Here is an 18615-nt window from a genome sequence, read left to right as displayed (position 1 = left end):
AACTTACCAATAGTAGGTTACTGTTAGTATATTAGATTATCGCTGACATCGTTCTATAGCAATAGGAGTATCCGGAATGCATGCATTACTTGTCGTTTCTCATCCTGTTCATACCTCACTAACGCACAGTGTCGCTACCGCGATTGCGGAAGGGATCGTTGGGGCAAACCCAGAAAATACGTTTGAAATCGCAGATCTTACCCAGGAAGGCTTTAACCCGGTGTTTTCTGTGTCAGATATGGCGGCTTTCCAGTGTACAGGTGCAACACCGCCTGACGTCATTGCTGAGCAATCGCGTATTGATAACGCAGATGCGCTGGTGCTGGTGTTCCCGATTTATTGGTGGTCCATGCCGGGGCTGCTGAAAGGGTGGATTGACCGCGTGTTTTCAAATGGTTGGGCCTATGAAGAAAGCGCTGATGGGAATGTGATAAAGAAACTGGGGCATTTACCGGTGCATCTTGTAGCGCTGGGTGCTGCTAACCAGAGAACATTTGAAAAGCGTGGCTATGCGGACGCCTTTCATGCACAGATCGATCACGGAATATTTGACTACTGCGGTGCTTCAGTATTGACGTCTGAAATGCTACTGATGCCGGAGTTGGGAACGCCAGAGGCGTGTATCGATGCCGCGCGCCATATTGGTGGCCGCATTTTCTAGTAGTCGTTATTTTAAGCTATCGATAACAAATCCTATTTTTAAAATAATAGCGTCTTTAAATCATGACGTTTTAATCCCTTATTTCTTCTGGCCGGATGGTAGATGGCTGATTACCGTTCGGCCAAACGGATGATATGTTTTTAGCCTCATTTCCGCATACTTTACGTATCGTCATCAATGACGTGCTAGATCGTAACCTCATCCTCGCTATGAAATCAGAGAATAAAGGGAAATATATGAATTTCGCTGAGCATATTAGAGAGCATGCTTCGATAAAGGTATGCCATCTCTCTGCCAAGACGGAATATCGCTTTGCTTGGCCTGATAACAATTTTGGTTGTTTGATAATCAATCACTAAAACCATGTAATACTCACTTGATAAGCACTATCTGCCAATAGCCATAACAGGCGTGCCTCAGGGAGAAAAAAGTGAAGCGGCGAGATTTTCTGGCTGGGGGGTTGGCAACGATGGTGTCGTTGCCTTTTCATGCACGAACTGAGGTACCAGTGAAACAGCGGGTACCCAATCAATTGCCCATTGCTCTGCATCCGCCATTAGGGGGGCAAAACGGCAATGAGCCCATGGTATTGCTGGCGGACTCGGCGATTACGCAGCAGGCGACGATGCTGAGCATCAATCTGGTTGCTGGCACTCTACTGAATTTTAGCTATCACACTCTGAGTGGCAACCAGCCTGCGGATTATCAGAATCAGGTTTTTCTCTGGCCGGTTTCCAACGATGAAGTACCGTGGAGCAGCCCGGCTGTGGCGCAAAGCGCAATCTTGCTCAACTTGCCAGATGGCGATCAAAATCTGGACAATGTAGAGATATCCGCTGGGGCTTACATTCTTGGGTATGCCGTCGGGCCGCAGCATGTGGAAGGGGAATGGTCTCGTTATCTGAACGTGGTGGCATCTGCTTATATTCCGGCACAGTTGGCGGGAGAGCAACGTCGTGTGGCAGAACCGAACAGATGCAGCATTACACCCACTTTCGTTGGCGTGAGTTCGCTTGCCTGCGATTTTGCGTTTTTACCTGGTTTTAATGCCAAAGCTTCTAATAGTTGGATCGGACTATGGGAAGGAGAAAGTATTTCCTGGACGACTCCGCCAAAATGGTTTGCTGCAATTGCGATTGATACCAATGCTGGCACGGCGGGAATCAATGAACTTTCTATTGTCAGTGGACAAAAATATACCCTCGGACTTTACACCAGCGGCTACAGCTCTAAGGCTCTGACGCTGGATCTGCAACGCCTCGCCTGTACCGCCACCTTTTCAAACTGATTGATCTGGGAAAATACTAAACTGGTTAAATTATAACCACAATAATTAATGTGTCTTATCATTATGATCGGTTGAAGAATCTGATTCAAAGATAAATCTCGGCGGTAAAAATGCTGATGAAACTGTTATTTTTTTATTTATCAAAATACAAATCTAATAATTTCTTGTTTTTATTTATTTTATTCTTTTTTATTGCTTAATGTTGCGTCTATGTCTTTTTTTAAAGAAAACTAAATTTATGTATAAAAATTGGTCTATTTTAAGATCACCTCTACAAAAAGTAAGTTTATCTTACCTTTTTGGGGCATCACGTATGGATATGGATGATGCTGCTCTTTTATTGTCCTGACCATTACTGTCTGTATCATTGTATTGATATTAGGAGAGTATTATGTCTGTTGATAAAGTCCTGCAGGTCGAACTCGGTCTTTCTGCCACTGCCGATCAAAATATCATTGTGACTACCGATCCCAGCTCAGTGACGGCGAATCAAATCAGTGTTGATTACAGTGGGCCTAACGCTAACCAACCCAGTACCTATGGCAATATTCTCTATATCTGGCAATCAGGTGATGAGATTCCCTGGTCTACTGATGCCATCGATTCCGCTCCAGTGGTTGGTAATAGCCCTTCTGGTTCACAGTCTTTTGATGGTCTGGATGTCACTACGCTGTCCTATATTATCGGCTATGGCGTTGGCCCGCTGAACACGTCCGGTACTGGGTCAAAATACAGTAACGTTGTTGCTTCCGTGCTTGTTCCCTCCGATAGCGATGACGACTACACAGTACTAACATCCTCTGTTGATGTGTTTAAGCGAGGTTCCACCTCATTAGTGGCGCAAATAAATATGTTGCCAGGTTTCAGCCCCGCGGATTCCAATACCTGGGTAGGGATATGGGAAGGGGTGACCGCATCCTATAAACAGAAACCCAAATGGCGTTCGCCAGCGACCAGCAGCAACGCTAAGAGCACGGTTTCCTTCAATAATATCCTGCTGACGCGCGGTACGACCTATACGCTGGGGCTATTTTCCTCTGGCTACTCCACTCAAGACGCACAGCTAAAGCAGACCACGCTGGCGGCAACCCACACCTTCTCGGTCTGATTCCGACTTACGCACATAGCAAAGATAATACGGCCAAAGGGAATGCTTCCTTTGGCTTAAACCGTACATCTCTTCGTCGGAGGATGTTCAATGGCTTTTTTTGCACAGGCAGCCAGTTCCGCACTCTATCTTGCCAATAATGATGGCAATAATACGGGGGCGCTAGCCTTCGTTCTGGGCGTAAATGCGCCTGCGGCAGGGAAAGATATTGAACTCTCCGATGCTCTAACCAATACCAGTCTGGCGGGTATTTTTGTCTTCTGTCCGCAGGCATTGAATTTTAACGACGATGCTGATGTACAGCTTGCTTTTGTGACTGCGGTGCAGAATACCGCGGCACGTCAGGCTGCTTCGCGCGGCATTCTCTGGTTATCTACCCCCGATCCGGTCGCGTTGGCACAGTCTACTGCCCCTATCTGGCTGGGGTTGGCGGGCGATGGTTCATCGGTGGTCTCCGGTCTGGCTAACGCCAATATCCTGCCGAGTATGGCGCTTTCGATCCAGAATGGGATGAAGGTTAGCCTCGGAAACAATGTGTTGACGCTGAGTCAGGGCAGCGTGACGTTTACTGGTGCCTCGGCACCACAAATGGCAGCCGCACCGTGGGCTACGCTGCCGTTTGCGGGCGCTAATCGCGGCTGTATCACTTTTGATACCGCTATCCAGCGTTCGTCGTTATACAACAGCTGGCATTGGGGGTTCCATTTTCTCTTTACCAATGGTGTGGCGTTTGATGGTCTGATTTCTGAATGGTTGCCGCTGGCCACGGGGTCGGACGGTGCCACTGATATGCTGAATTTTCAGGCCAACATCGACCCTGCTAACCCACTGAACGCCATCAATACCCTGAATAACCAAAACAGTAATCGTTCGGCGTTGCTGTTTGGCGGCACGAATCAGGATGGCCGCACGACCCAGCTCAATTCGTTCTATGTGACGGTCACGGGCGACGCTGTGACGCTGACACCGGTTATCGCCACGCAGGAAGACAGTCACCAAAACGCCGGGCTGGTGTTTGCTATTGGCCACCGTATTTCTGACAGCGTGACAGACTTTCATGCCGCACCTTTTGGTGACTTTTTGATTAGTGCACCACCTGGTCCGAACGGCGTTACCGCTGAAATACTGTGTGGACTTTCCGGCAGCGAGTTTATCTCAGTGATTCCCGGGGACTCGGTGGAAAGCGCCTCTTGCTTGCGCTTTATCTCCCAGATGGGGGCTTATGCGGTGGCGTTTCCTCCGCCTGCCGCCTCACCAACCGGGGCACCAACCGATAACAATATCTTGCTTAATCAGAGTTATGTCACTTCCTGGGCGACGGTGCTGCCTCCTGCCGGCAAGCAGAATACCTATGCGGCACAGCCCGATGGTGCGGCGCTCTTTGGCTATGACGATTACGTGTGGCAGAAAAACCCGTCAATGCTGGGGCATGTCGATCCTGGCTATGTGCTGCCGGATAGCGGAACGGCACCTTTCCCGCTGGTACCCTATCGCGGTTTTCAGCCCGGTGACGGGGTTAACCTGTTTAGCCCACAGCAGAGTCGCCAGTTTGAAACACTGATCGTGGGCCCGACGCGCCGTAAGGCTATAGGCAATAAAAATATGGGCCAGACGCTGTCAGCGCGACAGCACGCTGCCCGCCTTCCGTCACGTCTGGCAGCGAAGGCCGCGGGAGGAACGGTAAATTTCGCCACTCCGTCGGGTGTGCTTGCCAGCGTGGACAGCTCATCCACCGGCGGCGCATGGGAAAAGATTTTGCTGGGGCAGGTGGTGACACCCGATCCGGGAGAGCTGGCGTTTAATCAGCCCAGTGCTGAATTGCAGCAAGCGTTCCAGACTAATCAATTATTTCTGGTGGCGGCCAACGCACAGCATTTTGTACGCAGCGGCGGAACGTTCAGCAATCAACTGAATATTGGCGGCTGGGTGATTGAAGCCGACGTTGGAACGTCTCTCGACTATGGCGATTACACCAATGTGATGATCGTAAAAAATATTACCGGTCCGCTGTGGGATCCCGAGGGAGACGTTGACGATAATCTGGTTGCCAGTCCATCGAAATGGACTCAGGCAGACACCTTTTCCGCACCGACCATGACATCTGGCGATACGCCGGACCTGCAGCAGATGGTCAATCTGTCGCAGTGGTTACAGGATTATTTTACTGCCGCTTTTGCGGAGGAAGATGACGAATTCTTCGGGGATTTCCGTCGCATTGCCGCCGATCCTAACTGGACCGGTATTCTGGTATTACGCGCCAAAATTGCTACCGTACCGAACGATTTGGCGGGGATTACTGCGGGTATCCGTAACCCTGATAGATTTTACGCCCATCATTTGGCAGTGCAGATCAGCCAGATTAAAAGCGATCCGCAAGGGACGGGGATTCAGATTGATAAGCAGAGCTCGGTGTATGGCCTGATCTACTATGTTGATAACAGCTATGACACCAGTAGCGAGGGAAGTCCGGTAACTCCGGCTTACGGGGAGGATTATGACTTCATTACCCTGACGCTGAAGGTACTGTTTGAAAACACGGCGGTAAAACAGTTCTCCAGCTATACCCAACTGACGTTGAACAAGGTGTTCGGCAGTGCGGTAACAGACATGGGGGATGGGGGCAATCAGTACAACTCAATCATTATGTCGGGTACCTTCCAAAGCAACAATGGCAAGCCCACCTATGGCATGAAGACGCTCTCCGACTACAGCTTTCTGTTTAACAATAATGTGCTCTGCGCGGTGGAGACGTTGTCCGCCTCAATGAATACCGTAAGCTCCGACAGCGCTCAGACCCAAATCCGCTTTGATCTGACTGGCTATATGAGCTTCCTGAAGTTAATTGCCGTAGACGATGATGAGGGAGATGAGGAGGACGATGAGGATGATGGCGACACGGATAGTATCTGCTTAGATGAAGATACAAGTACAGCGATCGATTTTTACTCCTTCGGACCGGAAGATAACCTCTATACACCACGCACTGGCCTGAACTACAGCAATTTGGGCCTCAATATGTCGTTTGACACGCCCGCCCCCCTGAATAACCGGCAGATAACGTTCGACAGCAGCCAGATTGCTTTCAATATGGCGGCCAGCGTTGCGCGCGCAGGTAGCCTGTATAACTCGCTGTCTATGGAGCTGGTGGGGCTGGTTAGCCCCAGCGATGATGAGGTGACGCCTGCGTCGCTCGGCTATTTGGACGTCGTGACCAACATTCGCATGGGCGGCGTGAGCGGAGAGTGGAACGGACTCCAGTTCAGACTGAACCTCGGGACGGCTGGCGATCTGGCGGGTAAAGCCGGGTTGAATGCCTACTTGCTGCTGGCGTGGTCTCCGGACAGTGAGGGTGATGGATACCAGACCACTACAGGGCTGAAAATGCCGGGCACCAACAATGGGGCACCGTTGATCAGTCTGCAAAGCGTGATTGCACTGTCTTACGGCACCATCCAACTGCTGTATACCGACAAACCGGGAACGTTACTGCATCCCACGTCGTTGAAGCCGCTAACCTGGCGCGCCGGTGATAACGGAAACGGAACTGGCCGCGCTGTGACGACGACATCGCAGAGCAGCAGCGATGGCACTGGCAAACAGTTCATGCTGGTCCTTAATGAAATCGCCATCAAATTCCTTGGTGTGTTGAAAATACCACCTAACGGTAGCACCGCATTTTATCTGTTCGGCGACGCCGACAGTACCACCGGCGGCGCAGCGCCCAAAACCGGCCTTGCCTGGTATGCCGTTTATAACAATGAGCCGAAAACCAAGGGCGACGACAGCGCGCGCCTTGCTTCACTGACGAAGGGGAGTGCCGGTAATGAGTGAACAGATCCTGCCTTTGCACCCGATTAACGCCGCACTGACTGGCGGTGGCGCACAGAATCTTGCTGCTTTGATCAATGCTTTCTCCGTATCGGCTCAGTCCACCAACGGTATTATCACCGCCCAGGGGCTCACCCGTCTGCAAACCTATCTGGCGACCCAGCCCCTACGCTACTTTGTCTATCGCTCTTCCGGTTTTGGCAATCAGGCGAATACGGTGAATTTACTAAAGCGCATGATTGCTCTCGGCTTTACCAATCCCGTTGAACTGATTTATGACGCGACGAACGGCAGTGAGGTTATCGACAAACTGGCGGTACTGCTGCCTGGACTGAATCCAAAGAATCCACAGCCGTACACGCTAAACGGCGTGACTATTACCTTCTTTCCTTATCAGGAAAAACAGTCCGGAGACGGGGAGAGTCGTTCGGTTACTGGATTGAGCGGGCAGGTGCCGCTGTGTATTAACGGCGGGGCAGAAGTCACCAGCATTACCAAACAGAATCTGGCAAATGCGCTGCAGGTAGATTTTTACCTGCAACTTCAGCCCTATATGTGGGAAATCGTCAATGAATCGGATAAGCCCCTCAGTTTAATTTTGCCAAAAGATGCCGATAGCTATATCGATCTGGCGAAACAGCAGAGCTTGCAGCAGGGGGCATTTTCCTATCGCGCTTTTGCCATGCCGACACCGCAGGAACCCGACTGGGCACAGCTGCTACAGATACCCAATATCAATAAGGATGTGATTAACCGGGCGAAAGCGGTCGTTGATCTGGTGATTGCACAGAAGGTGCAAACCTTGCCTGTTTACGGCTTATATGACTCTGCCTGGGGGCGCAAACCGGTCCTCGGTGGCGCGTCGGAAATACCGTTTGAGCTGGCTACGGCCTGTGCACTGGCGCAAAAAACCGGTAAGCCATTTAACCAACCGATCGTGATTATTCTGTTGAATCAATTGCAGTCCACGACTTTCGATGCACTAAAAGATTTTATTCCCATTAACGCGGCTAAACCGATAGCTGGTAATCCTGCCGATATGGATCAGGATGAGAAGATTGTTTACTACACCCAGCGTTGGTGCATCAACAAAGGGTTGTATCAGCCTGACACCAATCCGCAGTCACCTAAGCCGGGGAATATCTATATCGAGCCTGGTATTTCCGCTGGCGATCTTAACTCGTTGGTGGGACAGCTCGCCGATCGCGGCGTGATTGTGATCAACCTGCCTGGGCTGCCGCAGGATCTGTTTAATTACTTCTATGAAATCGCTGCTCTGCCTTCCGTATTTGAAGGGCAGGGGACCGCTAATCTGGCGCTCAATCTCGGCAAGCCTTTCTTCAAGCTGACCAAGGTGGGGATCAATCCCTACCCCAGCAGTTTCGGCAGTCCGCTTCTCGACGCCACCTCCTCTGTTAATGCCGTGCAGCAGCCTAGTACGCCCAGCATACTGAGCGATAAGCTTTTCCGTGCCACCTATGACCTGATTCAGATTGGCATCTACGAGTTTAAAAACGGTTATAGCGCTGAGACGAAGATGCCACCGGAAAGGCTGGCGGCATTGCTGGTGGAACAGGCTCGGGACTATGCGAAGAAAGATGGCGACTGGCGGCTCTACTTTGAAGGGCTGAAACGTTGGTTCAGCGATAGTGCTAACGATAAGCTTTTGCAGGCGCTGATGTTTCTGATGATGCGTGTTAATCCGACCCAAGCGAAATCCAGCAGTGCGCTGTGCCTGCGGGCGTTTGCTGCCGAGGGGGACGATGAAACACCGCTCGATCAGCTCGACCAGCAGTTGCAAAACGCGACCTCAAAAGGTGCTTTGTCGCTGTTCCCCAGCGTATTTTCTTCGGGTTCTTTTAATAAATTTATCACCACCATTATTGGCGGCAATAGCTTCACTATTGGTTCAGCGCAGCAGTCGGTTGTGATCGACTATCCAGAAGGTGGAGATAAGATTACCGTTACCGGGCAGACGCTCAATTTTCTTGGGATGTCGCTGAAAACTGACATTGAATTCACCATGAACGCCGATGGCGAATCGATTGATACCGCCTTTACGCTGGTACTTGGCGATGTGAATTTAAACGCAGTGGCGTGGTTTACCCTCGACAGCGTCATCGTTAATGCGACCATCCCCGGTAATGATGAGCGGCTTACCGGTGCCGTGGTCTGTAAAATAACAGTGGGTGGAAATCCCATTGATTTCAATATGGATTTTCCGTCTTCGGCAGAAGGGAAGATTGTTATCGACGGCGATCTCTCTATCAAGCCGCCTTCACTTAACGATCTGTTTGCGCTGCTTGGCGGTATCAATTTTATGAATACCCTGCCAGCGGCGATCAACGGTGCGGGTAATATTGAGCTACAGCGGCTGAAGTTTGGTTACGATTACGCGACGTCTGCTATCGACTCGTTCGAACTCTTACTGGTAAACAACCAGCCGTGGGTATTGTTTCCAAAGCTTACTCTGAACAATCTGCAGTTTACGATGGGGATCGCTGAACCCACCGGCTCCCGTAGTTGCAGTTGGCAAGCCAGCAGTCAGGTAGCGATTGGGCCTGGCAGTATTGATGTGGCGGTGAGTTATCCAAACCTGACAGCTTCCGCCAGCTTGACGGAGGACAGCGAGCCGATTCCGCTTGGCGATCTCATCTTCTTCTTCCTTCCTCCTGAGTACGGGATCAATTTGAATGCCGATCTCGGTAACTTCGAGATGACGGTGGTACCGAGTGAGAAAGGTTCTGAGTCCGTTTATAACATCAGCGCGGGCATTAAGCTGAACAGCTGGGATCTGTCGCTGGGAGTGGCAACGTTTAGTTTGACCGATCTGTTTATCAATATTGAAGGCACGGGATCTGAAGTGACCGGTACGCTGTCGGCCGCCACCGTGCTGTTCTCTGAACAACCGGATATTGCCGTGGATATGAGCGTCACGGCGATTTATGCCGGAGAAGGTGCCTGGTCATTTGCGGGCCAGCAGGGTGACAGTGCGATTAAGGTGAAACAGATTATTCAGACCTACCTTGGTAGTGGCTGGTGGGTTGACGGTATGCCCAATCTGGATATTTCCGAGCTGATCTTTAAGGTGGAATCGGCAAAAGAATCGGCCGGTGAGGGGGATGCAGATAAGGCGACATCCTATATGGTTGGGGGAACCATCACCGTATGGAATACGCCACTTGGCAAAGATTTTAAGTCGATTATCACGGGTAAATTTGGTACGGGATCGGCAGAAGAAAAAGCGCAGGCACATGCGGCGCTGGTGGGGAAAGCGCTGGTACCCGTGCTGAGCAACAGCGGCGTGGTGGTGCCGATGCAGCCTAAGCCACTGTTGCTGGCGGCGGCTGAGAATGAAGACACCAGCTATGGCAACGTCTCTGCCCAGATTCTCTGGAACAATATCGATCTCACCGTATTCTATAACTACGATAAGGGCTATAACTCCTACGGCTTTTTCTGGGGGCCGCTGTCGGCTCAAGTTGACAGCAAGACCAATATCGCCACGCTGAAATTTACCGACTCCACCTCGTTGGGATCGATGGTAGAGACATTCATCTCCTGGATGACGGGTTCTACCTTTGGTCTGGCCGCGCCGTGGAATGTGATGAACAGTATCACGCTGGCCAATTTCTCGCTGATCTGGAACTTCAACGATAACTCGGTGAAATTCCGCGTCGATATCGGCCCGCTAGATTTGATCTTCGCCAAAATCACCGGTTTTTCGCTGGAGTATCAGCCAAAAGGGGAAAATAAGGGCGTACACGTCACGCTGGAAGGCGATTTCCTGTGGGAAATCGGCAACGATAGCAGGGCGTTGACTGACGATGGTGGGTTGACGTGGGATGCGGCAGATCCTTCGTCAACGCCAGCGCCTCCAGGCAGCGGTAATAAGTATCTCGATCTGCGCTTGCTGGCAGCCGGGCAGCATGTTCAGGTTAAGGATCTGCAAAATATCACCTCGGTGCAGAAGGCTATCGACTTGCTGGCTGCTTTGCCTGTACCGGACAGTAAAAGCGTGCCGCAGATTGGTTTTGATGCGGGCAATAACTGGCTGTTCGCCACCGATTTTGGCGTTCTGAAGATCGAGGACAAGAAAAATGAGGGGGATGATAGTGGCAATGGCTACGTCTTTACCCTGCAGGTTGTGTTTACCGATCCCACGCTTTATGCGTTGCGTATTGCGCTGGAAGGCGAAGCGGCGAAGGTATTTGCAGGCCTCGATTTCCAGATTATCTACCGTAAGATCAGCGACGGGCTAGGTGTGTTTCAGGCAGAAATCACGCTGCCAACGCTGATGCGTCGTATTGATGTGGGGGCGGTCACCATCACGCTCCCCACCTTTGGCGTTGAGGTTTATACCAACGGGGACTTTAAATTTGATATCGGTTTCCCGTGGAACCAGAATTTCTCTCGCTCTTTCTCGGTGGAAGCCATTATCCCCCCAGGGATCCCTGCGCTAGGATCCGGCGGTTTCTATTTTGGCAAGCTGCCCGCCGTGGTGGTGACTCAACTGCCGTTGGCAACAAACGGTTTCTTTAATCCTAATCTGGTGTTTGGCTTCGGTGCACAAATTGGTCTGGGCAAATCGCTGGACGTCGGGATACTGAAGGCCGGATTTAGCCTGACCATTTTCGGCATTATTGAAGGGATCCTCGCTAAGTGGAATCCTTACGACGTCAGCAACACTGGCAGCAGTAATGCGATGACCATGCAGGGGCAGTACTATTTTCAGCTACAGGGTACTTTTGGCATCATTGGTCACCTCTACGGCTCCGTAGATTTTGTGATTATTAAAGCGTCGGTTGATATCAACCTGAAACTCTATGCGCAGATCACGCTGGCATCCTACTCGCCCATTCCCGTCAGCGTCTCCGTTGAAGTGAGCGTGAGCGCCAAAGCGGAGATCAATCTGGGCCTGTTCAAAATTTCGCTCAGTTTCAGTTTCTCCACCCACATTCAGGAATCGTTCACTCTGGGGTATCTGCAACGGCCTGAGGATGCACCATGGCGGGTAGCCGCGAAGTCTGATGGCGGTCGTTTGCTGTCGATGAAATCCAGTCGTTCTCGCCTGCGAGCTTTTACGGCGACGGCACAAAACATCACACCACAGTGGAGCAATCTGCTGGCACGTACGAGTGGCGACAACAGCTTAGTTGGCTATCTCGGTTTTGCCCCGGGTATCGCCGGAGATAATGCGTTCGCTGGCCCTACTGTCGATATCAGCAAGCAGTTCCCTTGTTATGTCGCCAGCCTGTTTATTGATGCCCCCGGCTCGGCAACCGGTGATAACAGTACCAATCTGCTGCGTGCGGCGGGTAATGCACAGGACACGTCGTTTGAAAAAATAGCCAAGATGGTTGCCCGTTGGGCCGTGGCGGCTATCCAGCCTACAGCAATGACGCCAGAACAGATCGATGCAGCGATCGTGACCGACGAGGCGTTGGAGACGTTGATCAACTACCTGAACGACGCAGAAAATGTACCGATGCCGCTCAGCGTGGCTGATATCGAACAGTTTATGAATAATCAGTTCCGCCTGGCTGTCAGCCTGCCTACCGATGCTGGCACCGCCGAAGCGGCCTATTTCCCGATGGCGGTGAATTTAAACATCGCAATGCCGGGCTGGGGTGGTCAGCCGGATATTGACTACACCTTTGCTGACTACAACAGCGTCAGTGATGATTTTGTTACCTTCCTGCGCGAATACTTTAACCAACTGGCGGTGCAGGTAGAACAGGAGAGCAATGGTGCGGGTCTGAAGGCATTCACGGCTTACCGTAACAGCGAGTTGTCTGTCGCTTCCTTTATCTTCAGTGACTATTTTGTGCTGATAATGCGCCAGATGCTGCAGGCGATGCGCGATGGCCTGCGCGACTTTAACTATCCTTTGGCGGCGGGCGATTGCGGCAACAGAATTGTTAGCTGGGTTAACACCACGGGACAACTGCCTGCTGCGGATGGCGCGCTGTTTTCTCTCTACGATTTGTTTAAAGGCAACGAGTCACATCCGCTCACTGCGGGTAAAACGCTGCAACTGCCGCTGGTCAGCTACGTGCTGTCTGCGACGGATAGCTTCACGTCGGTGGCCGCGCAGAGTCAGTACGGCGGCGCCTTTGATGCGGCGGCGCTGGCGACGAACAACGCCGATATTGCCGGTATCCTGCTCTCTGGTGCAACGGTGACCTACTCTGGCACACCTTATATTATTTCCGGGTCGGAAACCCTGACGTCACTTGCCGCGCGTATTGGTGCAGGGATCTCTCTGGCACAGCTGTTTGCCAGCAGCGATATTCTGACGCTAACCAGCCTCTTCCAGTCCAATGCCACGCTGACTGTGCCGCCGTTCGGCTATACCGTTGAACAGGGCGATACATTGCAGAATGTCTCGACGGCTTACGGTATCACGGTTAAGGATCTGGCCGGGGTGGATCGTGAGGATGTCGACAACCCGATTACTACGCAGAACGGCGATATTATCGACCTGTTTGTTGCACAGGATGAGAACCAAAATCCGCTACTGCTGGATGTGGTGGAACTGCCGCAATTCCAGGTCTCCGCGCTGCTGGCTGAGGCCCAGCGGGTGAATGCGATCAACCATCTGAGCGGCATGGCGTCACGCTACTACTTCCATGGCCTGCGTCTGCCGACCAGCAAAATCACGCCGAACAAACCGGGCATGTGGGTAACGAAAAATACTCAGACCGGAGCGTTAAGCCTGCCGGATTACGCCGGCCTGTTTGCTCTTACTGGCCAACAGTTGCCACTGAGTACGCTACCTGATTCGCCGTTGACGATTACTCTGAGTAAGGGCGGCGCTGTTGATTGGCTCTCCTTTGCCAACGGTGCATCTGCGCTAACCTTTACCGTTGCGCCACCGGATGAGCAGCAGACGCTGGGAGATATTAACTATCAGCGCATTGCCGCGCTGAACAGCTATGCCACGACGACGATTCTTCCTGCCGGGCCGGATACGATTGATGCTTGGGTCACCGTCGACGATGAGCCTGCACGCTATCCGCTCTCTAACGGTATCCGCTGGCAAAGTATCAATCCGATTATTTTCCCGTCTGGTACCACGGGTGACCAGACGCAGATTTGGTCGTTGCCGGATTCCATGCTGGCTCTGACCAGCCTGAGCGCTTCCGAACCGGGAGATCTCCAGGCCGTCAACAGCCCGAATTTTGACCTTGAAGCGGTGCGAATGAATGTCGCCACCGGACAGGTGGAAGATACACCGGTAGAACGTGTCGCCTGGGCCTCTTCCGTAGAGTTTACGGTGAAGAAACTTGCCGCAACCGGGACGGCGAGCAGCGCCAGTCAATGTACATATGAAGTGATGGGCGCCAGCGCTAGCGATGCCTTGATCCTCGAACGTATGGTGCAGTACGTACAGAGTGACGCCGACTATGCCTCGATGGTTGTGGGGTATCAGGCGGCTAGCAGCAGTAGCGGCTCCACCTTCTCTGCGGACACAGGCGCTGGCGTCACCTTCGGGATTTCGCAAACCAACCTGTCTACCGTCACGCTGCCACCGTCTGCGTTTCTGGCTGCGGCACGTTTGGAGGATGAGGATGAAACCAATAGCAACATCCTCAATAAACCCACGGAGCTGGTTCGCCTGCTTTGGGAGGCAAGCATTACGCGTTCCGGCGGGTTCTTCCTCTACTATTTCGACGCCGACAGCGGCGCGGGACTGCCGGATGCTGCCTTTAACGACAAAGGTGAAGCGACCGTTAATCTGATCGTAATGTATGCGCCCCAGCCACGCCTGCAGTCTTATATGAACGCAGTAGTGACTGGCGATGCTATTGATATCTCCAGTTCAACGTTAGTTGCTAAGGCGCGTTCGCAAGAGGTCAGCCATTCAGTGCAGGCTGGTGACAGTCTGACAGCGGTGGCATCGCGCTATTTCAGTAATCTGGTGTCGTTGGTGGATAAGACGCTGGCTGCCGGCGGAGAGATTGCGCTAACGGCGGGTGCAAAACTGGTGGTTAACAATGGCCTGTACCGTGTGCCCGTTGACGGCAGCGCTCCGGGCGGACAGTTGAGCGCGATCGCCAGCTGGTTCAATATGGATGCTGCCGCGATTAAATTGGCAAATCCGCGAATTACCGATGCTCAGTGGAACAGCGGTTTGGCAAACGGCACCGCTATTCGCCTTCCAGCGGTGGTGCTTACGGTGGGCAGTTCTCCCGGTGGCACGACGCTGGTATCAATTGCGTCGTGGTATGGCACCAGCGTAACGGTACTGGCTGGACAGAACGCCACGGCTACATCCTTGCTTAGCGCCGACCAGACGCTGACGCTGATGAGCGGCCCGTTATCACAGTCAGCGACAGAGGTTCCGGGAGTACAGCCGATTCTGGCTACGCGTGCCGGGCTGCCGGATATTCCAGCCGATCCGACCAATCCTCAGTTTGCAGTGGATTTCTTATTGAACAACTTTACGCTACTGGCGTATCAGGTGGAGGGGAATGTCGATTTCAGTGCCAGTAACGTGGGGCTGCCGTTAGGACAGCAGTCTGATGATGCTTCCAGTGGTAATGGTAAAGTGCGTTTTGTGCGTGAAATGACCCGTGCAGATGAGCTGACATACTCGACGTCGATTCCGTATACCCAATTTGTGCGGGACAGCATCAATCCGGGGAATCCATACAGTGGTAATGGCCGTATTTTGCAGGTTGACTACGGCTGGAACGATCTCTATGGCAACCGCATGGTTTCAACACTGGATGACAATCACAGCGTGGCGGGAGCGAATAACAACGCGCCAGCGCTGACGGGATATACCGATAACCTGATGACCGTTGCCCAGTGGCCGTCCATCTCCACCAGTTGGTCGGTGGCTGACACCGCACCTGTCGGCCAGGACTTCCAGATTCAGCTGACCAGTGCCTTCGATCCCAGCGCGTTTAACCCCAGTCAGGAAGACACTGCTAACGCCTGGCAATCCCGTGCCAATTCGTCTTTACAGACGCTGAACGCGATTTTGTATCAGCTTGACGATCCTAACGGTATTGCACTGTTCATGGAAACCACGCTGGTGGCAGACAGCTTGCAGATCAGCCCAGAACAGATTGGTCTCGGTGACCAGTATGGTGCTGCGGGCACGCTGACGGGATGGTTGGTGAGTATTCAGACATTCCTTGCCGCCAGAGCGCAGGGGAACACCAGCTTACCTGATCCAACGCCGCTGAGTTTTATGCTTTTCGTGACCGCCGCAAAGCAGGCGTTGAACCCAGCGAGTGTGTTCCCGCTGACGCTGAGCGTCACCATTAAGCGCACTGGCGGTATTGCCGAAGGGGATTTTTCTGCTGTCAGCGAGACGCTGGCGGTGACGTCTGTTATTTCGGCAAAAACTGAAGCTGGAACCCAGCGTTCGTCAGCAGGTAGTAATCAAAATATCCTGCAGAGCTTCGCTCGCGATATCGACGCAACGCTTTCTGAGGAAGGGGCATTTGCGCTGGTGATTGCACAAGGGACCGATCGCTACCTTCCTTCTGCTGGCGTCAGCCAGTCGTCGGTGTGGGCGATGCGTATGGCTGTGAATGGTTCTGGTAACGGTATTGCCTGGCAGGCGAACGATAAGGGAACGCCAGAGCTGTTTGCCCCAGAGCCGGTATCCAACACGCTTGTCACGCGGGATGCGCAGGTCTGGCCATACAGTAAACTGGCGGACTTCGATCCGACGACCAACAGCTTCACCACCACGCCTGCCAGCAACACCTGGTCCGGCACAGATATGGACAGCTGGCTGAGCAGCTTCTTCAGCTTCTTCGATACGCTGTTCTCGCCGGAATTTACCTCATCGATTCTGGTTATTGATGCTAAAGCGACCAATAAGCCCGCGGGTGTAGAAAGCTTTATGGCGGAACTGGCTAAGCAGAAGGACTCACTGGCTGAGGCTGCATCAAAACTGATGGGCCCGGTGTATGCCGGGCAGAGTAGTACCCGACTGGTGTCTGCTCAGAAAGAATTGTATCAGAGCCTGCTTGTGAAGCTTTCTAATCTCTATACGGTACGTGCTGCAATCTCTTTTGGCGCCACCGTGAGTGCAGATATTCCACAGCTTGCCGACGAAGAGAGCCCGCAACTGTTCGGCAACCTGACCTGGAACACTGACAGTGAAGAAATTCAGAGCTTGGTGACGTTAACGTCGCCCAAGATGCCGCTGGTGGATGGCAATAATCAGCCTATCACTTTCCTGATGTCGTCTCCTGGTAACATCAAAGTGGATGGTGAAGTGGTCCAGAGCGTGACGCTGGATCTTTCGTGGACGGGGGCATCAATTGAGCATCAGGTGTCGGCGATACCGGGCATTGAGGGCTATCTGGCTTCCAGTTGGCTGTCACCTATCTGGACCGATAACAACGCGATGCTGAGCGGTAATCTGGGACAGTTCACTGTGCCGCTACTGCTGCGTGATTTTCCTGCTACGCCGCGCATGATGACGCAAAACGGTGTTGCGACCGACGCGCAGGCCAGCGAACTAAGTCAGCTAACCCAGTGGAATTACAGCTACACCTACAGCACGGACTTCCACTTCGAGCAGGATCGTATCTATAACGAAGTCTCTTATAACCTTCAGGATAACAGTATGTTACGGCTGGCAGGTTATATGGATGCGTTCCAGGGGCTGGCGCAGTTTATGAGTAGCCAGAAGACGTTGACGCAGCTAATCGGCCAAACGGTGCCTTTGATTGATGCCCGCACGACCGATCAGAACAAGATTAACGATGCTTCTCTGGCATTAGGGGCTTATCTGAAGATAGTCACTGATATTGCTACTCAGGCGGGAGCCGGTGGAATACGCATTGCACCACCAAGCGCGCCACAGTTGAGTGGGGCAACCTGGCATTTCTGGATTGCTGAGGAAACCGGCAGCGTCAAGATTGATAAGGTTGATCAAGCGGTGTGGGTTGTCACGCTGCACTCTACCGACGGTGCGCCAACCGGGATGGCGAAAGATCCCGTCGTAAATATTCAGGGCTATACGGCGGTACCTATTGAGGCGATGAGCGATCCCAGCGTTGGCCTCTACGCTTGGTACTATTTGGATAGCAACCAGCAGCCGCTGACTGCAGAAGTTGCGCAAAGTGTGGCGGCGCGTACGGTGTTGCTGCCGGGTATGCAGATTCTGGAACGGCAGGATGCTATTTCGACGGTATATCTGACGCGTAATGAGGATATCGGCGGCAGCATCAGTCAGCCGTTTGTCTTCACCACGCCGGAAGTCTCATTCGGTAACCCGCTGCACCCGACGCTACGTTCTGACCGACAGGTGAATATTGCCGCGTTGAATTCGCCGGACGGTAACCCGACACCGCGCACGCTTGAGCAGCATCTGGCAGTGCTGTTTAACGCACTGTTTGATGCCAACGTCAGCGGTGACAGCACGATCCAGATTAATACCACCTGGATTTACAGCCTTTCAACCGAACTTTTCGCGATGCCGGTTCCCTTGCCACTGGCGATAATGCCGCCGCTGTCGGTCAATATCGACGGAAAAGGTACTAGCACGCTGACGCTGAATGACATGGTGGCGACCCTGAGCGCGACGATTACCGACTGGGTGCAGACGTACAATCCTTCAACGCTACAGGCCAAGTTGGAATTTGAGGTCACTATTATGTCGGACCTGACGGTGAACCCGATGCCGTTGCTTAATCTCTCTGATTTGTACCTACCGGTGCAGTACATCGCCCCGGCGCTATGAGTGGTTTAACC

At 52.5% G+C, this 18615-nt stretch carries 5 protein-coding genes; all 5 read left to right on the top strand.

Features of this window, described 5'->3' with window-relative positions:
- The first annotated feature begins 76 nt into the window (after positions 1-76).
- The 5 genes from NXT09_RS12775 (at position 77) to NXT09_RS12755 (ending at position 18604) form a co-directional block, all read left to right on the top strand.
- Positions 77-661, top strand: coding sequence for an NAD(P)H-dependent oxidoreductase (locus NXT09_RS12775; protein ID WP_268579928.1), 585 nt, complete (start codon positions 77-79; stop codon positions 659-661).
- Positions 662-1091: 430 nt separating this feature from the next.
- Positions 1092-1949: a hypothetical protein gene (locus NXT09_RS12770; RefSeq protein WP_268579927.1), complete on the top strand. Its 858-nt coding sequence runs from the start codon at positions 1092-1094 to the stop codon at positions 1947-1949.
- A gap of 391 nt (positions 1950-2340) precedes the next feature.
- Positions 2341-3057, top strand: a complete 717-nt coding sequence (locus NXT09_RS12765; RefSeq protein ID WP_268579926.1) for a hypothetical protein — start codon at positions 2341-2343, stop codon at positions 3055-3057.
- 90 nt (positions 3058-3147) lie between these two features.
- A complete protein-coding gene (locus tag NXT09_RS12760) occupies positions 3148-6888 on the top strand; it encodes a hypothetical protein (RefSeq protein ID WP_268579925.1) in 3741 nt (1246 codons plus the stop codon).
- Positions 6881-18604: a LysM peptidoglycan-binding domain-containing protein gene (locus NXT09_RS12755; protein ID WP_268579924.1), complete on the top strand. Its 11724-nt coding sequence runs from the start codon at positions 6881-6883 to the stop codon at positions 18602-18604. Before NXT09_RS12760 ends, NXT09_RS12755 begins: the two co-directional genes overlap by 8 nt.
- Positions 18605-18615: the final 11 nt, after the last annotated feature.

The organism is Pectobacterium jejuense (assembly GCF_026800125.1).
In the GTDB taxonomy this organism is placed as follows: domain Bacteria; phylum Pseudomonadota; class Gammaproteobacteria; order Enterobacterales; family Enterobacteriaceae; genus Pectobacterium; species Pectobacterium jejuense.
This window is presented reverse-complemented; position numbering and strand designations above follow the sequence as displayed.